The following is a 23,791-nucleotide window of genomic DNA, read 5'->3' as shown; positions in this document are numbered from 1 at the left end:
TTCTGTTGGAAAGTGGTTTGCAATTAGACACACTCTTTAAAGAATGGTTTACTTTCCGAATCCTGGCACTCTTCTTCTTAGCCCTCTTCATTTTAGCTATTACGAATATGCCTGTGGTGAAACGGGGAGCGGATTATCTTTTTAATCCAATTGCGTATGTGTTGCCAAAACAATGGTTAAAAGTTAAATAAAAAAAGAAGAGCGTGGGACAAAAATCACTTTGGATTTTTGCTCCACGCTCAAAAACTGTTAAACGGCGAGAGTTGCAATGTTTCACTGTGAAGCATGAACAGATGAAATCATCGTACCTACTTGGTTCTTGGAGCTAAACACTTTTGTCTCAGCCTCCACTTTTATCTCAGATTTTTTTCAACTATTGAAACAATCCTTTAATTTTATCAAACAAATCATCGGTCGTTGTATCAGCTAACATCGCTGTAATTTTATGATAGTGTTCGCCTAATTCATCTTTATGTTCTTCAATGAATTGTTGCGCATGTTCCACGTTACCTTCTCCAATTAAATCTTTTGCTTTTTGAACTAATTCTTCTACGTTCATTTTCACACGTCCTTTGATTAAATAGTTAACAATAAGTGTTTCACTCATTGCGTTTTCTCCTATTTATCGTATCGTGGGATCCGTTGATTTGCAAGAAATTTTCAGTAAATTGACGGTTCTGATTTTGGGTTTTTAAAAGGCAAAAATTGCAAAAAAAAGCTGTTTTCGAAAATCGAAAACAGCTTTTTTACTTTACTTCGCTAAACGATAAATCGCATCTGCATAAATAGCAGCTGCTCGGAATAAGTCATCTAATTCCATAAATTCGTTGGCTTGGTGCATTGTGTCTGTGTAGCCAGGGAACATTGCGCCATAGGCAACACCACGTTTTAATAAGCGGCCATAAGTACCGCCACCAATGATTTGTTCTTGGCCTTTTTCGCCTGTATGGTCTTCGTAAACTTGTAGTAACGTTGCCACCAATGGATCATCAACTGGTACATAATGCGGTTCTTGGTTGCGATCTCCTTGTGTTGCAGTGACCGTTTCACCGACTGTTGCTTGAACTTTTGCTTGTAATTCTTCTGCTGAAGTTCCTTTTGGATAGCGGAAGTTTAATGTTACTAAGCTATTTTCAGGATTTTCTGGATCAAAGTTAACAATCCCAGCGTTCATTGTCAATTTACCCATTTTTTCGTCTTCAAAAGCCACACCTAATTTTTCGCCATAAAAATCTTCATGGATAAATTCAGCAATGGTATTAATAAAGCTGTATGCGCCTTCTGCAAAGCTGTAATCATTTAAGAAAGTTGCCAAGAAAGTCGCTGCGTTAATTCCAGATTGTGGGCTAGCACCGTGAGCACCTTTACCAACTACATGGAAAGTCACTGTTTTATCTGAAAGTTCTGCGTTACCTGAAATTTTTGCTTCTTGTTTGATGAATGTTTCAAAGCTAGCAGCTAGTGAAGCCGCTTCGTCTGCTGAAGCAGCCGTTACAACAGCATCTGCTGTTCCCGGAACCATGTTTTCACGTAAACCAGATTTGAAGCTTTCTAATTTATAATCAGCACCGTTACCGCCTCGGAAAGTTAAACGAATCGTCACATTTCCTTTTTCCCCATTGATAATTGGGAACTCAGCATCTGGTGAGAAACCAAAGTCTGGCGCTTCTTCATGTTGGAAATAGTAATCCATATCGCCCCAGCCGCTTTCTTCGTCACTTCCTACTACGAAACGGATTTTTTTAGACACGGGTAAGCCTAATTCTTTGATAATTTTCATTGCGTAATAAGCAGCCATACTTGGGCCTTTATCATCGCTTGCACCACGTGCATAAATTTTGCCATCTTTAATGACTGGTTCATAAGGATCTGTTTCCCAACCATCACCCGCAGGAACAACGTCCATATGACCAAAAATCCCTAACGTTTCGTCGCCTTCACCATATTCAATGTGTCCAGCGTAATTGTCGACATTTTTCACCGTAAAGCCATCACGTTCACCATACGCTAACATGTGTTTTAAGCCAGCAACTGGCCCAGGTCCAAAGGGCGCTTCAGGTGTTGCTTGTGCATCATCACGTTCACTGTTGATCCGTAATAAGTTTTGTAAATCTTCTAATAAGTCGTCTTTACGTGCTTCGACTTCTTTTGTCCAATCAATTGTCATTTGTTGTCACTCCTATTCATAAAGTTCTACATAGTCAATCATACCATTTTATGCAGAAAAAGAAAGAAACCCGACACTATTTTTCGAGAAATTTTTTATCTTTTCCGCAGAAAGGGCTGGGTTTTTGTTTATTTTAATTGAGGTATGATTGTTTAGGTTGTAGTTGTTGCAATTCGGCTTCTGTTAAGGGCCGATATTCCCCTAGTTCTAACGTTTCATCCAACCATAGTTCGCCCATTCGTAATCGTTTTAAATACGTCACAGGTTTGCCTACAGTGGCTAACATCCGTTTGACTTGATGGAATTTTCCCTCTTGAATCACTAAACGGACTACGGAAGTCCCTTCTTCCTCATTGATCGTCTCAATGACTAAACGACTTGGTTTAACCATTTCTCCATCTTTCAAGGCAAATCCTTGCGCAAACAGTTGACAATCTTCCACTGTCACAAGTCCCTCAACTTCAGCTAAATATTCTTTATCCACATGCTTTTTGGGTGATAATAATTGATGCGCTAACTGGCCATCATTTGTTAATAGAAGCAAGCCTTCGGTATCTTTATCCAAGCGACCAACTGGGAACAAGTCGGCACGGTAATCCTGATCAGTTAACAAGTCAATTACCGTTTCATCTCGCTGATCTTCCGTCGCAGAAATGACACCTTGTGGTTTATGCAACATGTAATAAAAGAATTTCTGATACGTAAGAATTTCTCCCATCAAGGCAATTTGATCTGTTTCTTCGTTTACTTGTGTTTTGGCTTCTTTTACGACGTCACCATTCACCGTAACGACTTTTTTCTTTAACAATTGTTTGATTTCTTTACGACTACCGATACCAACATCGGCTAAAAATTTATCTAAACGCATCGTCATTCCTCTTTCCTTTAAAAAAATAGCTTGGGACATAAATCGAATCGATCGATGTCTCAAGCCTTGTCTCTTAAGAGAATCTGCTGAAAGGAGTTCAATCAGCTATTATTTAATATTGAATTTTGCACGTAATTTTGCGGCATTTTTCCCTAATAAACGATCAGCTAAGCGAATCTTCAAGACCGAATAGCCATAAAAAGCGCCTCCTGCAGCAGCCACAATTACAACGATAATGAAAGCTTGGAAACGTCTAGTTGGATCTAAAAATAGATACAAGAACTGACGGAAAATCAAAGCGATAATCATCATGATGACTGTAATACAGAACATTAACAATGTTCGCCGTAAGGTTAATTTGTAATTAAAACGTGTCACTTGACGAATTCTTCTTAGAATCAATACGCAAGAAACCGTAAAGCCAATCATCGTTGCTAATAACGGACCGTAAACTTCAAATAAACGGATTGCGGGGAATTGCACGATTAATTTCACAGCTAAACCAATTCCTAAATAACGCATTGCGTCACGATTTTCATACATCCCCATCAACATATTTGACACTAACATATACAAGCCCAAGAATAAACTAGCGTAACAAGCTTGCACTAATAAAGAAGTGCCTAAAGCATCTGGCATGTAAAAAACAGTGTATAGTGGTTGCGCTAAAACAATCATACCGAACGTTGCTGGCAACATTACAAACACAAAAAGTTGTAAATTATTACTAATCAAACGCGCTAACTCACGATGATTTTTTAAGGTGACCGCTTCTGTAATTAACGGTAATCCAGTAGCCGAAATCGAAGTCGCTAAAGCCACGACAATCATGGTTAATTTGTCCGGATTGGCATTAAAAATACCGAAAAGCTCTCGTAATTGGGTATCTGAATAATCCGTAAACAAACGCATAAAGTTTGAGAAAGTAAACTGATCGACAAGTTTAAAGACAGTTACCCCTGAGCCAACTACGATAAAAGGAATCGCCTCTTTAAAAGTTTCAATCAATAACTCTTTTGGAGCAATTTCATGTTCATTGGCGCTGTGTTCTTCTAAATAATCAAATAATGGTTTTTGTTTGTACATGTAATAACCTAAAACCGCAAAACTTGCGAGCATCCCAATAAATGCCGCAAAAGTGGCTTGGGTCACCGCTGTAACGTAATTACCTTCAAAGACTTTCATGATAATAAAAGCAGTTAATAACATGTAAAAAACTCGTGCTACTTGTTCAACAATTTGTGATAAAGCAAAGGGCATCATTTCTTGATTTCCTTGGAAATAACCGCGAATGACACTCATGCTTGGGAAAACTAAAACGGCTAAACTTAATGAACGCATCGTTGGAACTAATTCAGGTCCTCCGCCAGACAAAGCTGCTAATGCCGGAGATGCCAAATACATCACAATAGCAAAAACCACACCTAAGCCACCCATTAGTTGTAAGGCACGATAAAAAAGCTGTCGACTAATTTTATATTCGTTCAATGAATTATAATGCGAGGTCTGCTTGGCAATCGCACCTGGAATTCCGGCGGTAGAGATCATTAGGAATAAGGCATAAATCGTATACCCCATTGAAAACAAACTGTTCGCTTCGTTTCCGTGCTCGCCCATCCAAGCGTACCAGGGGATGATGTAAATCGCCCCTAACATGCGGGAGATAATATTACTAGCTGTCATCCAAGCTGAGCCTTTGACCATTTTTTCTTGGTTCGTCAGGATTGGTTGATCAACTGAATTTGGTTGATTGATCATTTTGTCCTCCAATATTCTTTGAGTATGCTTTCTTTATTTTAATTGTTCATCTTGGGATATGCAACGACTTTCTCGAAGAATTATCCTATTTTAACATTTCTCATGGATTTTCTCACGCTAACGAGATGGTTTTTTTAAAAGAAAAATAATGCTATAATGACATCAGTTTTGAAATTTCGTTGAAACGTTTGGAGGCAAAAAAAGTGACGATTTCATTATTCGCAATTCGCGATTGCTTAGAAAAAGAAGATTTATTAAAAGAATTTATTTCACCAGAAGGCTGGCACTTGACTCTTTCCGACACGTTAGGTCAACGAGAAGTAACGGCTCTTTCTTACGATTCGAGAGACGTAACAGCAGAAACACTCTTTTTTTGTAAAGGATTAAACTTTAAAGAAATCTATTTAGAAAATGCTGTAAAAGACGGCCTAGAAATCTATGTTTCTGAGGTGCCTTATGAGGTTCCAGCACAACTAGGAATTATCGTGACTGACATTAAAAAAGCAATGGCTGTGTTAAGCATGGCTTTTTATGATTATCCACAAAATAAATTAAAACTGATTGGCTTTACTGGAACCAAAGGTAAAACAACAGCGGCTTATTTCACCAAATATATTTTAGATGTTGCTACACAACAAAAAACAGCCTTGCTTTCTACCATGAATTCGACATTAGATGGCAAAACATTCTTTAAATCTGCATTGACTACACCCGAATCTTTGGACTTGTATCGAATGATGGCAACCGCTGTTGCTAACGGGATGACTCATTTTATTATGGAAGTTTCTTCCCAAGCCTACAAAACTAATCGTGTCTACAAGTTATTTTTTGATGTCGGCATTTTTTTAAACATTACCCCCGACCATATCAGTCCAATTGAACATCCAACCTTTGACGATTACTTTTATTGCAAACGTCAATTGATTACACATTCTAAAGTCATTGTGTTGAATCACGAAGCTGATTATTTTCCATTACTTAAAGAAACCGCACAACAGCAAAAAGTCCCTGCCATTGTCTATGGCAGTCAGCCAGCTCCAGAAGTTGACTATTCATTCGCTGTTTCTTCAGAGGATTCCTTACGTTTTATCGTTGAAAGTCCTGCAGATGCGTTAGGATTGGCCGGCTCTTATCACCTTCGTTTAGGTGGTGATTTTAACAAAGGTAATGCGTTAAGTGCGGCGATTGCTAGTGTCCTTGTGGGAGCTTCAAAAGAAGAGTGTCAACAAGGGATCGCAGCAACCACCGTCCCTGGCCGGATGGAATCTTTAACGAATACCAACGGTGCAACCGTCTATGTTGATTACGCTCATAACTATGACAGTTTGAAGAATCTTTTAACCTTTGTCCGTGAAGAACATCCTGACGGCCGCTTAATTGTTCTTGTTGGTAGCACGGGAGACAAAGCGATTTCTCGCCGCAAAGACTTTGGTACGGTTCTTTCTGAATTGGCTGATGTTGCAGTCCTAACAACCGATGACCCAGCCAGTGAAGATCCAGCAAAAATTTGCCAAGAAATTCAAGCCCATATTACCAAAGAAATGCCTGTTTACACCGTTTTAGATCGTGGCGAAGCAATTGCTCACGCATTATCTTTAAGCACAACGGCTGATGATGCGATTGTCTTAGCTGGTAAAGGCGCCGACCTTTATCAAAAAGTAAACGGCGTAGATGAACCTTACGCAGGAGACTTTGCCCTTGCGAAAATGATTATTGACAAATAATTTTTTAGAAGCATAAGGATTATCACTTACTATCTCAGTATGATCCATTCTTATGCTTCTATTTTTTATTCTTTGTGTGTGAACATTTGCTATAATAATTCTAACTAAAAATAAAGGAGAATTTATTCATGGATATTTGGAAAAAAATGTATGAATACGCAAAGAAAGAATACCATCCTCAAGAAGTAACACCATTTATTTACACACACCATGTCGTCTGTGCCCTAGAGGCAGAAGATGGACAATTATTTACCGGCTTTTGTTTTGAAAGCTGTTGTGGTGTTCTAGATTTATGTGCAGAACGAGTTGCCGCTTTGAATATGTATGCCGATAGTGAACAGACAGTGATTAAACGAATTATTACTTTTCGGGACGATGTTCCTAATGGAATTTCTGGTATGCCTTGTGGTGCTTGTAGAGAATTATTGCTCCAGCTTTCTCCTAAAAATGCTGATACAGAAATCTTAGTTGATTATCAAAAACGAGAAATAGTTCGGTTAAAAGAGTTAATGCCTAAGTGGTGGGGTTGGTCACGTTATACTAATGACTAAAGAATAAAATTAGCTATTTCAAGATAATAAGATGTTAATTTTGTAGTCCTCTCTATTATCAATTACTGGCATTCATTTTTAGTTACACACATGAAAAAAACAAGCTGCAACCACTTATCAGCAAAGGTTGCAGCTTGTTTTTTAAAGAACTTCTTTTATTTTCGTTACTTCTTCTTCCGATAACCCATGACCGCCATCCACTAGTAAAAAGTCAACTGGAAAATGTTTCTTTAATTGGTTAGCTAAAGAAAGAACTTGTCTCGGAATACTCAACTCATCCTGAGCCCCTGTTGTGACAATCACTTTTGTCGCAAACTCACCAGATACATATTGATAGCCTAAATTGCTTGGATGCAGTAAAATAACAGTGTTAGCAATAGTCGGGTTCTTTTCTAACAGGCCTAAAATAAAATTGGCACCGTTAGAGTACCCTATAAAAATAACTTCATCGTATAACTTTTGCGGTTGCCAAACTTCTTCTAGAAACGCAGTCACTCGCTCATCAAAGTTAGCACGAGGTAATGCTCCATTGACTAATGGCGCAAAAAAGCGTCGCTGTTCGCCTACACCTTCTGTCCCTAAGTAACTTAGAACACTCGCTTCTGGATAAAGGGTTGCGATGGTGGTTAATAATTGATATTCATTGCCACCAGTACCATGGAAAGCGACAACTAATTGATTAGGTTTCGACCCTTTTTGAAAAAATTGTTTCATTTAATAAACCTCCAAGAAAGGAATTTTACTATGTATGCACAAATTCATCACATCTCTATTTTAAATCGATTGATAAAGCCTACATTTGACTTCTATCATAATACACTGGGATTAAAATTACTAATGAAAACGATCAACCAAGATGACCACACCATGTATCACTTATTTTTCTCAGATAATGAGCAACGAACAGGTACCGAATTAACTTTTTTTGAATTGAATGATGGCCAAGATCAATCATTTGGGACAAATACAATTGAACGAACTATTTTAAAAGTACCAACGCGCGCCTCTTTGGATTTTTGGGCAGAACGTCTTGAGCAAGCGGGTATCTGCCACTATGGTGTGGAAACATTTAACCAACACCCAATCTTGCGTTTTGAAGCGCCCGATAATACGCAAATGGCGCTTGTTCCGTTACGTGAATTTGAAAATGCGGAAGATTATTTTCCAGCTGAGCATTCTGAAATTCCAGTAGAACATGCAATTTTAGGCATTGATGCAATTCAATTACGCGTCCAATATGCCGCAGCTACCAAACAACCTTTAGTGGATTATTTACATTGGCATGAAAAAGAAACAGTACCTTTTTTTGAAACTGCGCATGAAGTAACTGTTCTGGAAAATCATCATCCACAGTTTTATCAAGAGGTGCATATCATTGATGACCGTACCAATCCGCTTGCCATTGAAGGGATTGGTGGCGTTCATCACGTCGCCTTTGGGGTGGAAGATACGCAAGAATTAACGCAAGTTGACAGCCTGTTGGATGAAAAGAATTTTACAAACTCAGGGATTAAAGACCGTGAATTTTTCAAATCATTGTATTTTAGAGAACCGAACCACTTATTATTTGAAATAGCCACACAAAAAGGCCTGCTAGATGCCGAAGCCTATGAAAATCAAAGTTCAAACTTTGATGAAATCCCCCTTTATTTGCCTCACTTTTTGGCAGATCAAAGAGAACGAATCGAAGCGATTTTAGCACAACAACGCCATGAGTAAACAAAAATAGCGGTTAGGACCGCTATTTTTGTTTTTTAATATCCTATTATTGCCCTTTTTTGAAAAAAAGGAGTACACTAATAGTAGATGAACTGCGCAAGGAGGTGAGTACATGTTATCTAAGGAAGAAGTTCTACACTTATTGAACGAAGCAAAAAAAGAAGTCGATCGTTTAGAAACAAACCGCCAAGAAGATTTAGGTAATTCAATCAACTATATTGAAAATGAATTACAGCTCCAACGTGTCTTATCTCAAGTGGAAGCTTATGAAAAAGTACTTGGTTAATTGATTACGCATTAAATGAGAGAGGAGCAACCAGATTCAGGTGAATGAATCTGGTTGCTCCTCTCTCATTTTTTACTAGACTAATTCGTAAGCAAGTTCTCGTGCAATAATTTTTGCGGTTGTTTCAGCGATTTCCCCAGTAAAGCCAATGCATTGTTCCATATGTTCAGGTGAACCCATCGTTTTATTTACTTGTTCTCCTTTGGCTTCTGTCCGACCAAAAAAGTAGCCCAGACACATAACCCCGCCTGAAAGAGCACCACAAATACACTTCGCTCCTCCAACACCTACAGGAAACCCAGAAGCCATGGCCACAGCTTCAATGGGAATCTCCGCATCAAAGTGTTGCCGAATGGTCGCCACAATCGCTTCCGAGCAATAAAAATCACCGTTACGATAATAGGCTTCCGCTTCTTCCCTGATTGCTTGTAAACAAATTCTCTTTTTCAAAATGCCCTCCATTATGTATCCGCTTTCATTTTATGAATAAAAGGACGCCAAGCATCCCTTTATTTTATAGATTTTCTGCAGAGGTAAATACTTCTGACACATCATCATCGTCTTCTAACTTGTCAACCAAGCGCTCTAATTGCGCTTTTTGTTCATCGTTCAAGGTTAGTAAGGTTTGCGGAACCATTGTTAATTCAGCTTGTGCTAATGAATAACCTGCTTGTTCTAAAGCATCGCGAACCGCTGTAAAATCTTCTGGTGCTGTGTAAATTTCAAATACTTCTGGTGATGTTTCTAAATCCTCGCCGCCTGCTTCCAAAACGACTTCTAGCATGTCGTCTTCCTCAATTGCATGGTCTTCTCGCTTAATGACAATATAGCCTTTACGATCAAACATATAATTCACCGAACCCGTTTCACCTAAAGAGCCACCATTTCGAGTAAACGCGACGCGAACATTGGTGGCCGTTCGGTTGCGGTTATCTGTTAGTGCATGAACTAAAACTGCCACGCCACCTGGCCCGTATCCTTCATAAGTTACCTCGTCATAATGTTCCCCTTCACCAGCACTACTGGCTTTTTTTATGGCGCGAGCAATATTATCATTGGGCATATTGGCTGACTTAGCTTTATCGACTGCTAAACGTAAAGCAGGATTCATTGCGGGGTCAGGGCCACCTGCTTTTGCCGCCATATAGATTTCCCTTGAAACTTTTTGGAAAATTTTCCCACGTTTGGCATCTTGCGCATTTTTACGCCCTTGAATGTTGCTCCATTTGCTGTGTCCTGACATCCTTGATTCCTCCTGACTTTTCGTTACTATTCTCCTTTATTCTACTCTTCTTTTCAGTTAGGAACAAGCGCTACCAAAAAAAGACCCTCGCTTACCCACCTTTCTGACGAATAAACGAAGCTCTTCTAAATTAGCGTCTTCTTTTTTTATTTTTCTTCAAACCATGAACCACCAAACAAATGACGATGGCTGTCAAAGCACCCATGGCATCCAACATAACATCTTGAAAAAGAGGGGTCCTTCCGCCTGTGATCATTTGATGAAATTCATCTAAACCTGCATAGCCAGTAGCAGCTAGCCAGGAAACAACAGCTGTTAAAAACAGACCTTTGATTCTTGGCACTAATCCAATAAACCAACTACCACCTAATAGAAAATACGTACCAAAATGGGCTCCCTTACGAATAAAAAATTCAACAAATTTACTATAACCACTAGCTTGAATGCTCACTTCACTGCCAGCATATTGAAAAGAAATATTTTTTAATTGTTCTTCAAAAGGATGACTGCTCAGAAGTTTATCTAAAAGACCAACTTGTGATTGCTGTTCATACGTCTGTGATGAACTGAAAAATAAAATGGCCATAATAACAAACGCAATGACTAAATATAAATTACTATCTTTCAAATAATTTTTCATATAATCCTCTTTTCTTGGTTTCAAGTTGCCCCGTGCCTGCCACGGAAAATTCTTTTTTATTATAGTCGGTTTCGAGGGAAAAAGAAACAACTTCTCTTAGGTCTTATGATATACTGAAAAGAAAAAAATGAAAGAAGGATTGGATATGACCTATTCTATTACATGGGATTTAGACAGTATTTTCCCCAATGGGAGCGAGTCCAAAGAACTTAGCCAACGAATGACTCAATTAACCGAACAGACAAAAGAGTACCATCAATTAATCACAGAATGGACACCAGAAAGTGCCCAAGGCAAAGAACAATTTGCTGAAATTTTAACGTTACAAGGGAAAATCTCAAATGGCTTTTCACAATGTAATAGTTTTTTAACTGCTTTAATTTCTGCTAATACTAATGATACCAAGGCCAAAATTTTATCAGGCGATTTATACAATCTGTTGCCAGCGATTCAATTAGCTGAAACCATTTTTACTAAAAAAATCACCGAGATTTCAGCAGAACATTGGCAAGACCTGTTAGCCGAAGAACCGTTTAAAACAATGGCTTTTCGCTTAAATGAATTACGACGTGATGGAAAAAAACTGCTTTCCGAACAAGAAGAAAATATCATCAATACGCTTTCTCTAGATGGGTTAAATGCTTGGAGTACACATTACGATACGATTGTTGCTTCCATTGTGATTCCTTTTGAAGAAAAAGATGGCTCTGTGACAGAACTATCTGCAGGCCAAGCCTTTAACCGCATGATGGGAGATCCTGACAAAGAGGTTCGTCAACGTTTGTTTACAGCCTGGGAGAAAGCTTGGAGTGGCAAAGCTTCAATTTTAGCAGACACCCTAAATCACTTGGATGGGTTCCGTTTATCTGATTACAAATTGCATGGCACTACAGATTATTTAGAAAATCCCTTAAACTATAATCGAATGAGTCAAGAAACATTAACGGTTATGTGGGAAACCATCCAAAAAAATAAACAACCATTCGTCGACTTTCTAACGCGCAAAGCGCAATTATTCGGTAAAGAAAAAATGGATTGGCAAGACCAAGATGCACCAATTATTTTAGGTGATTTAGAAGAAAAAACGTATTCCTTTGATCAAGCCGCTGCCTTTATTTTAGAAAATTTCCGTAAATTCAGTCCGAAAATGGCCGATTTTGCCCAAATGGCTTTTGAAAAAAGTTGGATTGAAGCTGAAGATCGTCCAGGCAAACGTCCTGGGGGTTATTGTACAGAATTACCTGAAACACAAGAGTCGCGTATTTTCATGACCTTTGGCAATTCAATCAACGAAGTAGCTACTTTAGCCCATGAATTAGGTCACGCTTTCCATAGTAGCGTGATGTGGGATTTACCTTCATTGAATCGAGAGTATGCCATGAACGTAGCAGAAACGGCTAGTACCTTTGCAGAATTGATTGTTGCTGACGCCACCTTAAAAGAGGCCAAATCAGACGTTGAAAAGATTAACCTTTTAGACACAAAAATGCAAAATGCCATTGCTATGTTTATGAACATTCATGCGCGTTTTATCTTTGAAAATAATTTTTATCTAGCGCGCCAAAAAGGTTTAGTAGCGGAAGAAGATATTACTGAATTAATGTTAGCGGCGCAAAAAGAAAGCTACAAAGATAGTCTTGGCAGTTATCATCCTCATTTCTGGGCGAGCAAATTGCACTTCTTTATTGATGATGTGCCTTTCTATAATTTCCCATATACTTTTGGCTATCTATTCAGCATGGGTATCTATGCGTATGCCAATCAACAAGGCAGCTCTTTTGAAGACCAATACATTGCGTTATTAAGAGACACTGCTTCGATGACAAGCGAAGAATTAGCGAAAAAACATTTAAATGTTGACTTAACAAAACCTGATTTCTGGCAAGCCGGCATTGATCAAGTCCTAAAAGATGTGGAACAATTCATGACCTTAACTGAAAACTATGTAAACTAAGCAAAAAAGAAGCAGTAACCAACATCAGGTTACTGCTTCTCTTTTTTTCAAATAGTTTCGATATGCAAGGTAGCCCACAAGCATTAGTCCAAACGTAACAAATTCAACTACTGGCATGGCTAACCAAACACCGGTTAATCCTAGTAATTTCACCAAAATAAATAAAACTGGCACAATTAAAAAGAACCCACGCAAAGAGGAAATCATTAGCGCCATTTTCGGTTTACGAACTGCCGAAAAGTAATAAATCCCCATAAAATTCAATCCTGTAAACAAGAAGGAAATCGCATATAAGCGGATGGCTGTCCTAGCAATTTGCGCCAACTGGTCGTTCCCTTCGCTACCACAGCCCACAATGATTTGTCCCGTAAATACTTGACTGATTAAAAAGAACAGGAAGCCGGCGACCAAGTACGTAATAAAGCTAAGTTTAACAAATTTACGCAACACCTTCGTTTCCCCTAAACCATAGTATCGGCTGAGTAATGGTTGCGCCCCTTGCCCAATCCCTGTAAAAATGGCAATCACAATAATATTGAGGTTGGCAACAATCGCATAAGCTGAAATCGCCACATGACCAACTAAGTTTAACAAAACAATATTAAATAAAAACATGACAAAGGCCGAAGAAAATTCATTTAAAAAGGAGGAAAAACCAATCGACATAATTTCTCGAACATCCTGAAATTTCACTTTAAACTTTTCAAAACGTAAAACTCGTTGCGGCGACCACTTATGCAACGTAATCAGGATTAAGCTTGTTAACGGTGACATCACCGTTGCAATGGCCGCACCTGCCATACCCCACCCAAATTGATAAATAAAGACATAATCCAAAATAATGTTGACAATTCCCCCACTGACAAAAGCAATCGTTGCCAAACGAGGATTATGGTCATTTCTTAAAAAAGTAATCAGGCAATTGTTTAAAATAAATAATAATGAACAGCTAAGGTAAATCATATAATATTCCTTTGCCAAACCAAACAAGACACCGGTCCCCTGAAGTCCCCGAATAATTTGATCGGAAAAAATCAAGCTCGCTAAAGTAAAGAGACTCCCTATAACGAAAACTAACCCAATCGTTAAACTAAAATACTGATTGGCTTTTTTGATTTCTTTTTGCGCAACCGTGGTCGAAAACAACGTAGCGCCGCCAACGCCAAACATCCAACCTAATCCATTAATAATATTAACGAGTGGTAAGACAATGTTAAGCCCCGCCAATGCCTCGGTGCCGATCCCATTTGCAATGAAAAATGTGTCCGCCAAAATAAAAATTGATTGCGCCGCCATACTTAAAATTCCTAACAGAACATTTTTATAAAACAACGCAGTAAAATGGTTTTGCTGTGTTTGCTCCATACCCAAATCTCCTTCTAACAAAAAAAGGACTCATTCTTTTTGCTTCAAGGCTTACGCAAAAATCAGAATCCTTCAATTATTCAACCCAGCGATTAAATAATCTGTCTATTTATTGATACTTCTAGGGTAGCATTCTCTCTTCGAAAAAACAACCATCCTTTTATTTTTCTCATTTTAAACTTTCTTAAGCAGTTGCAGTTGTTTTTGAACCACTTGCCAATCTTCTTTCACGACTTCTTTTAAACGATAATTATAAAAGACAGCCGCTGGATGGAAGAGTGGAATGATTTGATAGGTTTTCTGCGTCCAATGATAGTTTTGTGATTGCTCATCAAATGTTTGAATGGGCGACTGAATGACCGTTCCGTGCACTGCAGTGATTGTTGGCTTTGGTCCTAAAAGTCGTTGCAACCCAATATTCCCCAGTGTCAAAATTAGTTCAGGTTGGCAAACAGCGATTTCCCAATCAAGCAAAGGCGCAAAAATTTTGATTTCTTCTTTGGTTGGCGTTCGATTAGGAAATTTGGTTACTCTTTCTCCCGTTTTTGCAATCTGCTTCGTTTTTACAGAAAAAGGTCGACTCCTAACCGCACTGGTGATATACACCGTTTCACGACTTAAGCCAACTTGTTGTAATTGTTCCATCAACAATTGACCTGAACGCCCTATAAATGGTACGTTTTCTTTAATTTCTTCTTTTCCAGGGGCTTCCCCAATCAGCATCACTTTTGGCTGTTGCGGGCCTTGTCCTTCTACAAAACCTTCTAATGGTAAGTCTTTCGCTTTAGCTAAAACTGCTTGTTTCAGATGTTCAGGATAGTGCATTTACCATCACGCCTCTCTTCTGGTGTTCTTCCTTTGCTATATTGATTATAAATAAGGCCCAAAAGAAACTCAAAAAAGGAGCCTACTCATTTAGGAGCTGGTTTTTCTACACACAAAGCTTTGTCTTTAGCTAGATAAAAAGGCCGTAAGTAACCAACTAAATTAGACATTGGTAAAACCTCCGATGGTAAATCGATCTTTAATGTCTCCTTTAAATAGGCTTTGCGTGTCGCAATCCGTTGCCACATGTCTGGATAAGTTTGCTGAATCTCTTTTTGCAATGTTTCATTAGCCAAAGCCACACATTCTTCTGCACTCACCCCTGTATAACCAGGTACAGAAGGAATAATATCCACTTGAAAGAGCATGCCACTTTCCAAGCGAATGGCTGAATCTGGATAAATAGGCGACGACATCCATTCATCATCCGAAACTAAATGCCCAGGATTCAAATGCCAGTGATAGATTTCTTTTGGTAACTGTTCTTCAATCGCTTGGTACATTTCTCGCCCTAACAATCCGATTCGAATGGTTTCAAGCCAGTGAACGACAGCTTGAAAATAGGGTTTTGCTACGCGCTCTAAATAATCACGTTGCGCTTCTGGCAATTGCTGCTCGTTTTCAATAACAAAACCTGTTCGGCTAGACAAGCCGCCTTTGTAGCCTGTAGTTAATGATAAGGCATCACCTAACTGAATTTCTTTGGCAGTCGGATACATGTTTGCATATTCAAAACGTTGACCAGTTGCCGCAATGGTTACTACCGTCGGCATTTGACCTTCATCATTTAACAAAGCCCCAATGTCCGTTTCACGCTGTCCTACTTCAATTGCATTTAAGGCCTTTAACATACTGCGAGAAGCCAAATTCGCCCCATATTCATAGTGCGCCAATTCATTAGCATTATTTGTTGTGCGGGCCCCCTTTGCTCCAATCAATAAGTGGGTCCCATTTAGTAAACGAGCTTCTTTCGGCAGCGCTTTTTTCAGTGCTTCGACAATAAAATGTGGCACATCAAACATAGTAGCGGGTTCTTGCTGTTGTGTCGTAAACATTTTCCAACCAACGATACCTATTTTTTGAGCAGTTTCATCGAGAAGCGTTTCAAAAATCTGCGACAACTTTTGTTCTCCATCCATTGGTTGATTAGGTAGCGAAAAAGCTGGATAATGAATTAAATCGGCTGAGATGCGTGCATGTTGGCACAGTTTTAAATTTTCATTACCTAAAATAAGTGTCGCCATACCATCCTTATTTAACACAAGGAGTCCTTCTTCAAACCTCGGAATAAAGCCAGTTAAGTATTCAAAATTACTGCCATGCTCTTTGTCTGCATAGAAAACTAATTGATCGAATTTTTCTGTTTCCATTCGTTGTAATACTTTCTGCTTGCGCGCCATCATCGTTTCATTCGTCAAATACGTTGGAAAAACATTCTCAAAAACAGTAGGTTCAGCAATATGTGTATAATTAATTTTTCGCTTCATTATTATCCTCCATTATTCATCTGCGACAATCAACGTTACGCCTGCTTGCGCTAACTGTTCACAGAATTTTTCATCAGGTCGTGTATCTGTCACTAAACAATCAATTTCTGTTAATTCGCAAATTTTAAATAAACCCGTTTTGTTTAATTTCGTTTGGTCTGCTAAGGCAATGACTTGTTTGCCTTGTTGAATCATTCGCCGTTTGACTTGACCTTCTTCTTCTGTGTGAATAAATAATCCTTGTTCAGATAACGCAAACACACCTAATAATGTATAGTCGGGGGCAAATTCCCCAACCTTAGCGACTGTTTCTGCCCCAAACAAAAAGAGTTGTTGTTTATGCAGTTGCCCAGGTAATACTGTAATTTTTGTCTGATCCATTTGCGCTAGAAGTAGCGCATGACTGAGAGAGTTCGTTATCGCGTGAATCGGACTATTTTCCATCGCTCGAATAGCTGCTTCCACCGTGGTTGATGAATCAAAAAAAATGGACGCTTGTTTGGGAATATTTGCCCAAACTTTTTGGGCAATGGCTTGTTTTTTCTCTGGATGCTTCATTATTCGTTGAGCATAATCATAAATAGTTGCTTCAGACTGCACTGAGATAGCGCCACCGTGCGTTCTCTTTAAATGTCCTTCCTTTTCTAAACGAATTAAATCTCGTCGAATAGTATCTTTTGAAACGGAGACTTGCTCCGCTAAAGCTTCCATGGAAATACTTTTTTGTTCATTCACTATTTTTTGAATCTTGGCTAAACGTTCTTCAATCAACATATTTCCTCACCTCTTCTAAGTAAAGATAGCATCTTTTGCATTATTTTGCAAACAAATGCAAAATAATGCAAACAAGACAAAAAAACTAGTCCTTCATTTTCTAACGAAGGGCTAGTTTGAGAGTGGTTTTAATAGGTAAATTGAATAATCATGCCGCTAGGATCTTCTAACGCAAGTAAATGATCTTTGGCAATAAAATGTAACTTTGCTTCTTCCGCATTGGCTTGGACGATCTCTAAATCTGCCGCAGTTGGTAAACGGAAGGTGTAATTTTCTAAGCCAAATTGATTTTCTTGAATCGTTGGCAGCTGTTTGCCGCTCCATGTATTTGTCCCAATATGATGATGGTACTGACCCGCTGCAAAAAACTTCGCTTGTTGACCAAAGTTAGACTTTAAGCCAAACCCTAAGTTTTTATAGAACGTTTCAGTGGCATCTAAATCGGCCACTTTCAAATGAATGTGCCCAATTTTAGAACCTTCGGAAATTCCTAGCCAGTGACCGTCAGCTTCTGCAGCTAAACTATCACCGTCTAATTCTTCTGTCACACCGATAATTTCACCATTTGGACGAATATCCCAGACTTCTTCTGGTTTATCCCAATAAATTTCGATGCCATTATTTTCTGGATCACTTAAGTAAAGGGCTTCACTATAGCCATGATCTGCTGCGCCAATTTGCACATTTTCCTGCAAAAGCCACAGCAACATATTGCCTAAATCTTTGCGGGTTGGTAGCAGGAAAGCAATATGGTACAAGCCAGTGGTCCCCTGATTTTCTTCCCCAGCTGTTAGTTCTTTTAAGACAAGAATTGCATCGTTGGTGCCTTGTGGCGCTAGCCAAGCACGTCCCTCTCCTTGTTTTAAAAGTTTTAAGCCAATTGTTTTCGTATAAAAGTTTACCATTTTATCTAAATCAGCCACTTTCAAAGTGACTTGTTGAATCCCAATATTACTTGGTAATGCTTGAACCATTTGCTTTCACTCCTTTCCTCTTCGTTTTACTAAAGCAATGATTTAGTTGAATTCTTTAAAACGAGCACTATCTTCCATGTATTCTTTTTCGCCAGCTGGCGCTTCAATGGAACCAATGACCATTTGTGCACGTAAATTCCAGTTTGCAGGAATTGACCATTCTGCAGCAACCGCTTCGTCAATGACTGGGTTGTAGTGTTGTAAGTTTGCGCCGATATTTTCTTGCGCTAAGGCAGTCCAAACGTTCGCTTGTGTTAAACCAGTTGCTTGTTCAGACCAAACAGGAAAGTTATCCGCATATAATGGGAAGCTATCTTGTAAGTTTTTCACGATATCTGTATCTTCAAAGAATAAAATTGTGCCCGCACCAGCTGCAAAACCTTGTAATTTAGCTTGTGTGTTTGGAAATGCTTCTGCTGGAGTTAATGGTTTTAAGGCGTCTTCAGTCATTGCCCATAATTTTTTGTGAGCATCGCCGAATAAGAACACAACACGTTGTGTTTGAGAGTTAAAAGCTGTTGGACTTTCTCTAACAACTTCTTTTACTAAAGCAGTTACTTCTTCTTTTGAAATTGGTAAGTTTTCTCCTAAAGCATAGATTGAACGACGGTTTTTCATCATTTCAGTAAATTTTGACATAATATGTTCATCCTTTCGAATTTCCTCAGTAAATTCATTTAATTTTGTTTACATGCTTACTATACTACCTTACTAAAAGTAAGCAAAGCTTTTTGTCTTACTTTTTGTAAGTTTTTTTATTTTTTAGTGAAAAACCTTATTCTACCAAAGAAAAAACAACCAGCTTTTTTCTAAGAAAAAGAAAAATCTGGTTGTCGATTAATAAATGTAGAAGTCAATTGAATCGTTTTCGGCCGTTTTTCTTGAAATAAGTGTGTGGCTTTTTCCCCTAATTCCATTAATGGATGACAGATTGTTGAAAAATTTAAAATTTCACTTAATAAAGTTTGTTCCTGTCCCACTAAAAAGAGTGGTCTTTCAATAACGGCTTGAATCCCTGCGGCAATTTCATCACCGTTGGTCACAACCGCTTGGAGCGTTGGATCTTGCCCACAGTGACGTCCTACTTCACACCCATCTTCATAGGTTAAACAGTCCTTAAATAACCGATTTTCAGGAATCGCTCCATAAATTTCCTGATATGCGTCAACTAAATAGCGTGCGCTTGTACTTTTTTCTGGTGCACGGTTAATCGTAATTGCCACTTCACTACATCCTTGTTGTTTCAATGCTTGGAAGACCCGCCGATAAACGGTTAAACGATCGATATAGATACTAGCATAACTAGGGTCTTCTATTTTTTCACAAAAAACAACTTGCTCTTTATATGGAGCAAACACACTTAAAGGATTTGCCTTTGACAAAACAATCATGCCATCAAACGCACCCGTGGCCATTTTTTCCAAGTAACTTTTTTCAACTTCTTTATCATAATCCGTTGGTAATAAACTGACCATCATCCCTTGCTGAAATGCTTGGTGGATAATCCCACTTAAAATAGCATCAAAATAAGGTTGATTCGTATAAGGAACCATGACACCTAATGTATTACTTTTCCCAAAGCTAAGATTTCTCGCTAATATATTGGGCTTATAGCCCAACTCATCGATAATTGCTTGGATTTTCAGTCGTTTTTCTTCAGAAACATACGGATGATGATTAATCACACGCGAAACAGTCGTGACTGAAGATCCTGAAAGGCGCGCAATTTCTCGAATTGTTGTCATACTTTCACCCCATTACTTTACAAAATTGAGTTAAATAAGGCACAATCCCTGTCCCGTAATCAATAAAACGATAAAAGGTCTCCTGCCAAGCAAAAGAAATTTCCTGAATATCCTCCTGCTGTGTCAAGTGCCACTCCGTTATCTGATGGTACGGAATTTCTTGATGCCAAATCTTATAGTATTTTTTGGGACTATTTAACTGCAGACTTTTGGCCGTCGTAGTCACCGAGACAAAATAGTAATCCATACCAAGTCTATCGCTTATCTCCACTATAACATTCATTTTCATGCCCTCCAATATTTTGATACACCTAGCTTACCTTATGAAACGCGTACCAGAGCAAGAGGAAAAATAAAAAAAGTGAGGCCATGTTATACTAGATGTATCATATAAAAGCAAAGGATGAGTGCAATGGAAACGGTTACAGTAGCAACAAAAAGCGACTTACTAACAAATTTGAACAAGCAAACAGATGAAATCATTATCTCGGGGGCACTTGCACAAGAAATTTACCACTTAAAAAAACAACAATTAACCGAAACGGAAGAAATGGGCTTTTTAGTGGGCAGCCAAGGTGCTGGCTCATTTTTAACCTATTTAATCGAGAAGTTATCCTATATAAATTCGGAGCTATCGCCAGAAGAACAAAAAATTGAACATGCGATTTTGCGTTTGTATGTTATTAAAAAATTAACTCCAGAAACTACTTTATTACGTCTAAAACAGTTAGATTATTAAAATTTTATTTAATCAAGATAGACCAATTCCCCGCGTACAACGAGTCCCTTTCATTAATCACTTGATATAATTACCTTTATTCAAGTTCCCACCATTGTCATTATCGATTAACCAATGGTATATTAGAAGTAACAGATAAGTCATTTTATTTGAAAAAGTGTTTGGGAAATGTTTGGGGAGGAATGTTTATGTGTCAACCGCAGGAAAAAAAGAAAGAAATTTCTGTTGCTAAGTTACGTTATCGTTTTGAATTACCAATGATTATCATTGGTTTTGTTTTATTGTTTTTAGCATTGGGGTTAGTTGCTTTATTGATATTGAGTGATTTGCCGATTCCTGACTGGTTATTAATTGTCTTAATTGCACCAATTGCGCCAGTCATTGCTTTTTTTACCATTCGTTATATGTACATGGATACTGCTTCTAACGGAGTGGAAATTACAGAAAATCAGTTACCAGAAATTTATTCTTTATATATTGATTTGGCAAAAGAAATGGGCTTTGGCACTAAAAAATTAAGGATGCCACGTCTTTATTTAATCAACGGGAATGGTGTCTTAAACGCTTTTGCGGCAAAATGCTCTTTACACAGACGCTATGTTGTCATTCACAGTGATTTGTTGGACATCGCGTACAATACAGGCGATTTTTCGCTGATTCGCTTTATTTTGGCACACGAGCTAGGACACCATAAATGTGGGCACACTAATTTATGGCGGCTAATGTTATCCATTATTTTGAAACCAGTTGCGTTAGATAAAAGTTTTACAAGAACGCAAGAATATACCGCTGATCGCGCAGGTTTATACTACGCAGAAGAAGGTGCTTTAAGCATGATTTATTTATTTTCAGGAAAATATATGGGCAGTCGTGTGGATTTAGAAGAATACTTTCACAGTATTGATTTACATGATGATACCATCTGGCTTAAATTGAGTAACTTCTTATCCGATCATCCTGTTGGCTTCCGTCGAATGCAAACATTGAAAAAAGCCAAAGATACTGGCAATTGGGACGTTCATGGAAAATTTTTCTAGCAAGAGCCAACCATCATTAAATAAACGTGCTGGGACAAAAGATTCTTTAACTTTTGTCCCAGCACGTTTATTAATCCACCAATAAATGAACAAATTCTTCTTTGGTGATATTTACAAAGTAGTCTTCAAAGTTAAACGCTGCTAATGCTTGCCAAATTGATGAATACTGATAGTCCACACCTAATAAAGCCGCAACGATTTCCGCTGTTTCTTTTTTGGCAAAGTAATCACCATAAATCGTTAACTCAATTATTTTACCTTTTTCAACAGTCAAACGTGCATCCACAATGCCGCCTTTAAACTTTTCTTCTTTTTTGATTGTAAATTTAGGCGCTTCACCAAAAATCCAAGCTTCATTGCCATACACTTCAGCGACCAATTTCCTAATTTCCTGTTGATCTGTTTTAGTTAGGACATATTCTTTCTCCGCAATTTCAGTTAGAGATTCGACATCAAAGAGCTCCATCAGTAAACGATTGCGAAATTCCTCAATGGTTAATTTTTGATATTTTTCGTCTAAGTACGGCCGTAAATTGGTTACGCGTCCCCGAACAGATTTTGTCCCTTTTGATTCAATTTTTTTCTTAGAAACAGTTAAAACACGTTGAACTTCTGCCAAATCAACATCATACATCAAGGTACCATGAGTATACATCTTCCCCTTTTTTGTATACATGGCATTGCCAGAAAATTTTTTCCCATCAATTAATAAATCATTGCGACCGCTAATCTCGGCCCCCGTTGCGCCCATTTTATGTAATGCTTCAATAATTGGTTTAGTGAACGCTTTAAAATCCCCAAAAGCTTGATGTCCTTCCTGAACAACAAAACTAAAGCTGACATTCCCGAGATCATCATAAACAGCACCACCGCCCGATAAACGGCGAGTAATAACGATTCCCTTCTCTCTAGCATAAGCTAAGTCAATTTCTTCATAAGCATTTTGATTTCGGCCTAAAATAACACAGGGTTCCTGAATATAGAACAACACTAAGGGCTCTTCAAAAGAGAGAGTGTTTAATAGATAATCTTCCGTTGCTAAATTTTCACGAATATCTCGTGACTGCATTATGACATAACGCATAAGGTCGCCCCACTTCTTTTTCTTCTAGTGTATCACTTTCTTTCAAAATTGGTTCACTAAACGTCTTCTCTGGCCATTCTCAAAAGCGGATGATCAACAAAAAAAGAACGTGGGACAACAATCACTTTGGATGTTTGTTCCACGCTCAAAATCTAATAAACAGCAATTGCAGAACTGTTTAGCTTTTTAATCTAACCAAGTTACTACTTCTGAAACATCTCGTCGGACTGTTTCAAAGCCGGGTGTTTGAGCTTTGCCAATCGGAATAATCAGTCCGTTCACTAAATGATCCTCAATATTAAATAACTTGCGAACCGCTTCTGTTTTAAAACCAGACATCTCCACAGTATCATAGCCTCGATCTTTTGCAGAAAGCATCAGCTGCATCGCAACTAAGCCTTGGTCTAACATTAGCCACTCTCTTTTTTGTTCTTCGCTAACATCATAGTACCAAGAAACATTTTCATTAATTCCTTGACGAATTTCTTCCGTCATCGTTCCTTGTGCGACAGCTTTAGCACTGATTTCATCTGCATTGGCCACTGTATAAGCAGTCAAATCACCTAATAAAATAATCACCGCCGCTGCCCCTTTAACTGCTGGTTGTTGCATCGAAACTTCGTAAAGGGCCTCTTTTTGTTCTTTTTCTGTGACAATTAAAAAACGCCATGAATTTAAATTGGTACTATTTGGCGCGAACATCGCTTCCTCAATTATGGCCATTAATTCCTCTTTAGGAATCTCAACATCTGGCATAAAATCCCGAACTGAGCGGCGGCTGCGAACAACATCTTGATACATCATATTTCTTCTTCCTTCCTCTTGCCTTACTTGACATAGTTATTATTACT

Annotated in this window: 25 protein-coding genes and 1 pseudogene; 8 read left to right on the top strand and 18 right to left on the bottom strand. The window is 38.4% G+C overall.

All coding sequences use genetic code 11. The features are described from left to right. Positions 1 to 191: pseudogene (locus tag KQI94_RS08665) on the top strand (hypothetical protein); the annotation flags it as partial. A gap of 182 nt (positions 192 to 373) precedes the next feature. On the opposite strand, the gene KQI94_RS08660 reads toward KQI94_RS08665, so the two are convergent. From KQI94_RS08660 to KQI94_RS08645, 4 genes are all read right to left on the bottom strand, one after another. Beyond that, on the bottom strand, positions 374 to 607 hold the full coding sequence (locus KQI94_RS08660) for a hypothetical protein (protein ID WP_002380079.1): 234 nt from the start codon (positions 605 to 607) through the stop codon (positions 374 to 376). Positions 608 to 751: 144 nt separating this feature from the next. Continuing rightward, a complete protein-coding gene (pepV, locus tag KQI94_RS08655; protein ID WP_002358655.1) occupies positions 752 to 2,167 on the bottom strand; it encodes a dipeptidase PepV in 1,416 nt (471 codons plus the stop codon). A gap of 133 nt (positions 2,168 to 2,300) precedes the next feature. Continuing rightward, positions 2,301 to 3,035 (bottom strand): pseudouridine synthase, encoded by a 735-nt coding sequence (locus KQI94_RS08650; protein WP_002380077.1) that lies wholly within the window; start codon positions 3,033 to 3,035, stop codon positions 2,301 to 2,303. Between the two features lie 108 nt (positions 3,036 to 3,143). Then, positions 3,144 to 4,793: a polysaccharide biosynthesis protein gene (locus KQI94_RS08645; RefSeq protein ID WP_002364837.1), complete on the bottom strand. Its 1,650-nt coding sequence runs from the start codon at positions 4,791 to 4,793 to the stop codon at positions 3,144 to 3,146. A gap of 203 nt (positions 4,794 to 4,996) precedes the next feature. Here KQI94_RS08645 and KQI94_RS08640 point away from each other — a divergent pair, with 203 nt between their 5' ends. Together KQI94_RS08640 and KQI94_RS08635 are read left to right on the top strand one after the other, a co-directional pair. After that, entirely contained in the window at positions 4,997 to 6,517 is a 1,521-nt protein-coding gene (locus KQI94_RS08640; protein WP_002380076.1) for a UDP-N-acetylmuramoyl-L-alanyl-D-glutamate--L-lysine ligase, read from the top strand. Between the two features lie 128 nt (positions 6,518 to 6,645). Further along, positions 6,646 to 7,068 carry a cytidine deaminase gene (locus KQI94_RS08635; protein WP_002380075.1) on the top strand — a complete coding sequence of 141 codons (423 nt, stop codon included), beginning with the start codon at positions 6,646 to 6,648 and terminating at the stop codon, positions 7,066 to 7,068. A 141-nt stretch (positions 7,069 to 7,209) separates the two neighbouring features. On the opposite strand, the gene KQI94_RS08630 is transcribed toward KQI94_RS08635, so the two are convergent. Beyond that, positions 7,210 to 7,782, bottom strand: a complete 573-nt coding sequence (locus KQI94_RS08630) for a phospholipase (RefSeq protein ID WP_115357838.1) — start codon at positions 7,780 to 7,782, stop codon at positions 7,210 to 7,212. Between the two features lie 30 nt (positions 7,783 to 7,812). Between KQI94_RS08630 and KQI94_RS08625 the strand changes: the two genes are divergently transcribed. Both KQI94_RS08625 and KQI94_RS08620 read left to right on the top strand, forming a co-directional pair. Beyond that, positions 7,813 to 8,787 carry a ring-cleaving dioxygenase gene (locus KQI94_RS08625; protein ID WP_002363135.1) on the top strand — a complete coding sequence of 325 codons (975 nt, stop codon included), beginning with the start codon at positions 7,813 to 7,815 and terminating at the stop codon, positions 8,785 to 8,787. A gap of 112 nt (positions 8,788 to 8,899) precedes the next feature. After that, complete coding sequence (locus KQI94_RS08620; protein ID WP_002355495.1) at positions 8,900 to 9,073, top strand: hypothetical protein; 174 nt, start codon at positions 8,900 to 8,902, stop codon at positions 9,071 to 9,073. 75 nt (positions 9,074 to 9,148) lie between these two features. On the opposite strand, the gene KQI94_RS08615 is transcribed toward KQI94_RS08620, so the two are convergent. The 3 genes from KQI94_RS08615 to KQI94_RS08605 form a co-directional block, all read right to left on the bottom strand. Beyond that, entirely contained in the window at positions 9,149 to 9,535 is a 387-nt protein-coding gene (locus KQI94_RS08615) for a C-GCAxxG-C-C family (seleno)protein (protein WP_002404085.1), read from the bottom strand. 52 nt (positions 9,536 to 9,587) lie between these two features. After that, positions 9,588 to 10,316: a YebC/PmpR family DNA-binding transcriptional regulator gene (locus KQI94_RS08610; protein ID WP_002361233.1), complete on the bottom strand. Its 729-nt coding sequence runs from the start codon at positions 10,314 to 10,316 to the stop codon at positions 9,588 to 9,590. A 130-nt stretch (positions 10,317 to 10,446) separates the two neighbouring features. Next, positions 10,447 to 10,956 (bottom strand): VanZ family protein, encoded by a 510-nt coding sequence (locus KQI94_RS08605; protein ID WP_002366143.1) that lies wholly within the window; start codon positions 10,954 to 10,956, stop codon positions 10,447 to 10,449. Between the two features lie 127 nt (positions 10,957 to 11,083). Here KQI94_RS08605 and KQI94_RS08600 point away from each other — a divergent pair, with 127 nt between their 5' ends. Further along, entirely contained in the window at positions 11,084 to 12,910 is a 1,827-nt protein-coding gene (locus KQI94_RS08600; protein WP_002384889.1) for a M3 family oligoendopeptidase, read from the top strand. Positions 12,911 to 12,934: 24 nt separating this feature from the next. On the opposite strand, the gene KQI94_RS08595 is transcribed toward KQI94_RS08600, so the two are convergent. The 8 genes from KQI94_RS08595 to KQI94_RS08560 form a co-directional block, all read right to left on the bottom strand. Further along, on the bottom strand, positions 12,935 to 14,275 hold the full coding sequence (locus KQI94_RS08595) for an MATE family efflux transporter (protein ID WP_002404086.1): 1,341 nt from the start codon (positions 14,273 to 14,275) through the stop codon (positions 12,935 to 12,937). A 174-nt stretch (positions 14,276 to 14,449) separates the two neighbouring features. Beyond that, a complete protein-coding gene (locus KQI94_RS08590) occupies positions 14,450 to 15,100 on the bottom strand; it encodes a uracil-DNA glycosylase (protein WP_002361229.1) in 651 nt (216 codons plus the stop codon). An 86-nt stretch (positions 15,101 to 15,186) separates the two neighbouring features. Continuing rightward, positions 15,187 to 16,587: an aminopeptidase P family protein gene (locus KQI94_RS08585; RefSeq protein ID WP_002384885.1), complete on the bottom strand. Its 1,401-nt coding sequence runs from the start codon at positions 16,585 to 16,587 to the stop codon at positions 15,187 to 15,189. A 12-nt stretch (positions 16,588 to 16,599) separates the two neighbouring features. Then, entirely contained in the window at positions 16,600 to 17,361 is a 762-nt protein-coding gene (locus KQI94_RS08580) for a DeoR/GlpR family DNA-binding transcription regulator (RefSeq protein ID WP_002375902.1), read from the bottom strand. 128 nt (positions 17,362 to 17,489) lie between these two features. Then, positions 17,490 to 18,335: a VOC family protein gene (locus tag KQI94_RS08575; protein WP_002358647.1), complete on the bottom strand. Its 846-nt coding sequence runs from the start codon at positions 18,333 to 18,335 to the stop codon at positions 17,490 to 17,492. Positions 18,336 to 18,377: 42 nt separating this feature from the next. Beyond that, complete coding sequence (locus KQI94_RS08570; protein ID WP_002355475.1) at positions 18,378 to 18,974, bottom strand: nitroreductase family protein; 597 nt, start codon at positions 18,972 to 18,974, stop codon at positions 18,378 to 18,380. Positions 18,975 to 19,144: 170 nt separating this feature from the next. After that, complete coding sequence (locus KQI94_RS08565) at positions 19,145 to 20,080, bottom strand: LacI family DNA-binding transcriptional regulator (protein WP_002361227.1); 936 nt, start codon at positions 20,078 to 20,080, stop codon at positions 19,145 to 19,147. 4 nt (positions 20,081 to 20,084) lie between these two features. After that, positions 20,085 to 20,369: a hypothetical protein gene (locus tag KQI94_RS08560; protein WP_002380069.1), complete on the bottom strand. Its 285-nt coding sequence runs from the start codon at positions 20,367 to 20,369 to the stop codon at positions 20,085 to 20,087. A gap of 114 nt (positions 20,370 to 20,483) precedes the next feature. Here KQI94_RS08560 and KQI94_RS08555 point away from each other — a divergent pair, with 114 nt between their 5' ends. Both KQI94_RS08555 and KQI94_RS08550 read left to right on the top strand, forming a co-directional pair. Next, a complete protein-coding gene (locus tag KQI94_RS08555) occupies positions 20,484 to 20,819 on the top strand; it encodes a hypothetical protein (RefSeq protein ID WP_002355470.1) in 336 nt (111 codons plus the stop codon). A 182-nt stretch (positions 20,820 to 21,001) separates the two neighbouring features. Then, on the top strand, positions 21,002 to 21,856 hold the full coding sequence (locus tag KQI94_RS08550) for a M48 family metallopeptidase (protein ID WP_002384882.1): 855 nt from the start codon (positions 21,002 to 21,004) through the stop codon (positions 21,854 to 21,856). Positions 21,857 to 21,926: 70 nt separating this feature from the next. Here KQI94_RS08550 and KQI94_RS08545 read toward each other — a convergent pair whose 3' ends face one another. Both KQI94_RS08545 and KQI94_RS08540 read right to left on the bottom strand, forming a co-directional pair. Next, the gene (locus KQI94_RS08545; RefSeq protein ID WP_002381234.1) at positions 21,927 to 22,940 is read right to left on the bottom strand and encodes a lipoate--protein ligase; all 1,014 of its coding nucleotides are present in this window, start codon (positions 22,938 to 22,940) and stop codon (positions 21,927 to 21,929) included. A gap of 186 nt (positions 22,941 to 23,126) precedes the next feature. Continuing rightward, on the bottom strand, positions 23,127 to 23,744 hold the full coding sequence (locus KQI94_RS08540; protein ID WP_216454367.1) for a nitroreductase family protein: 618 nt from the start codon (positions 23,742 to 23,744) through the stop codon (positions 23,127 to 23,129). Positions 23,745 to 23,791: the final 47 nt, after the last annotated feature.

The organism is Enterococcus sp. S183_ASV_20 (genome assembly GCF_018919685.1).
GTDB lineage: Bacteria > Bacillota > Bacilli > Lactobacillales > Enterococcaceae > Enterococcus > Enterococcus faecalis.
This window is presented reverse-complemented; position numbering and strand designations above follow the sequence as displayed.

Excerpts from the sequence above, each read along its gene's own strand:
- KQI94_RS08660 (WP_002380079.1), bottom strand. The coding sequence starts at position 607 with ATGAGTGAAACACTTATTGTTAACTATTTAATCAAAGGACGTGTGAAA.
- pepV (WP_002358655.1), bottom strand. The coding sequence starts at position 2,167 with ATGACAATTGATTGGACAAAAGAAGTCGAAGCACGTAAAGACGACTTA.
- KQI94_RS08650 (WP_002380077.1), bottom strand. The coding sequence starts at position 3,035 with ATGCGTTTAGATAAATTTTTAGCCGATGTTGGTATCGGTAGTCGTAAA.
- KQI94_RS08645 (WP_002364837.1), bottom strand. The coding sequence starts at position 4,793 with ATGATCAATCAACCAAATTCAGTTGATCAACCAATCCTGACGAACCAA.
- KQI94_RS08635 (WP_002380075.1), top strand. The coding sequence starts at position 6,646 with ATGGATATTTGGAAAAAAATGTATGAATACGCAAAGAAAGAATACCAT.
- KQI94_RS08630 (WP_115357838.1), bottom strand. The coding sequence starts at position 7,782 with ATGAAACAATTTTTTCAAAAAGGGTCGAAACCTAATCAATTAGTTGTC.
- KQI94_RS08625 (WP_002363135.1), top strand. The coding sequence starts at position 7,813 with ATGTATGCACAAATTCATCACATCTCTATTTTAAATCGATTGATAAAG.
- KQI94_RS08620 (WP_002355495.1), top strand. The coding sequence starts at position 8,900 with ATGTTATCTAAGGAAGAAGTTCTACACTTATTGAACGAAGCAAAAAAA.
- KQI94_RS08615 (WP_002404085.1), bottom strand. The coding sequence starts at position 9,535 with ATGGAGGGCATTTTGAAAAAGAGAATTTGTTTACAAGCAATCAGGGAA.
- KQI94_RS08610 (WP_002361233.1), bottom strand. The coding sequence starts at position 10,316 with ATGTCAGGACACAGCAAATGGAGCAACATTCAAGGGCGTAAAAATGCG.
- KQI94_RS08605 (WP_002366143.1), bottom strand. The coding sequence starts at position 10,956 with ATGAAAAATTATTTGAAAGATAGTAATTTATATTTAGTCATTGCGTTT.
- KQI94_RS08600 (WP_002384889.1), top strand. The coding sequence starts at position 11,084 with ATGAAAGAAGGATTGGATATGACCTATTCTATTACATGGGATTTAGAC.
- KQI94_RS08595 (WP_002404086.1), bottom strand. The coding sequence starts at position 14,275 with ATGGAGCAAACACAGCAAAACCATTTTACTGCGTTGTTTTATAAAAAT.
- KQI94_RS08590 (WP_002361229.1), bottom strand. The coding sequence starts at position 15,100 with ATGCACTATCCTGAACATCTGAAACAAGCAGTTTTAGCTAAAGCGAAA.
- KQI94_RS08585 (WP_002384885.1), bottom strand. The coding sequence starts at position 16,587 with ATGAAGCGAAAAATTAATTATACACATATTGCTGAACCTACTGTTTTT.
- KQI94_RS08580 (WP_002375902.1), bottom strand. The coding sequence starts at position 17,361 with ATGTTGATTGAAGAACGTTTAGCCAAGATTCAAAAAATAGTGAATGAA.
- KQI94_RS08575 (WP_002358647.1), bottom strand. The coding sequence starts at position 18,335 with ATGGTTCAAGCATTACCAAGTAATATTGGGATTCAACAAGTCACTTTG.
- KQI94_RS08570 (WP_002355475.1), bottom strand. The coding sequence starts at position 18,974 with ATGTCAAAATTTACTGAAATGATGAAAAACCGTCGTTCAATCTATGCT.
- KQI94_RS08565 (WP_002361227.1), bottom strand. The coding sequence starts at position 20,080 with ATGACAACAATTCGAGAAATTGCGCGCCTTTCAGGATCTTCAGTCACG.
- KQI94_RS08560 (WP_002380069.1), bottom strand. The coding sequence starts at position 20,369 with ATGAAAATGAATGTTATAGTGGAGATAAGCGATAGACTTGGTATGGAT.
- KQI94_RS08555 (WP_002355470.1), top strand. The coding sequence starts at position 20,484 with ATGAGTGCAATGGAAACGGTTACAGTAGCAACAAAAAGCGACTTACTA.
- KQI94_RS08550 (WP_002384882.1), top strand. The coding sequence starts at position 21,002 with ATGTTTATGTGTCAACCGCAGGAAAAAAAGAAAGAAATTTCTGTTGCT.
- KQI94_RS08545 (WP_002381234.1), bottom strand. The coding sequence starts at position 22,940 with ATGCGTTATGTCATAATGCAGTCACGAGATATTCGTGAAAATTTAGCA.
- KQI94_RS08540 (WP_216454367.1), bottom strand. The coding sequence starts at position 23,744 with ATGATGTATCAAGATGTTGTTCGCAGCCGCCGCTCAGTTCGGGATTTT.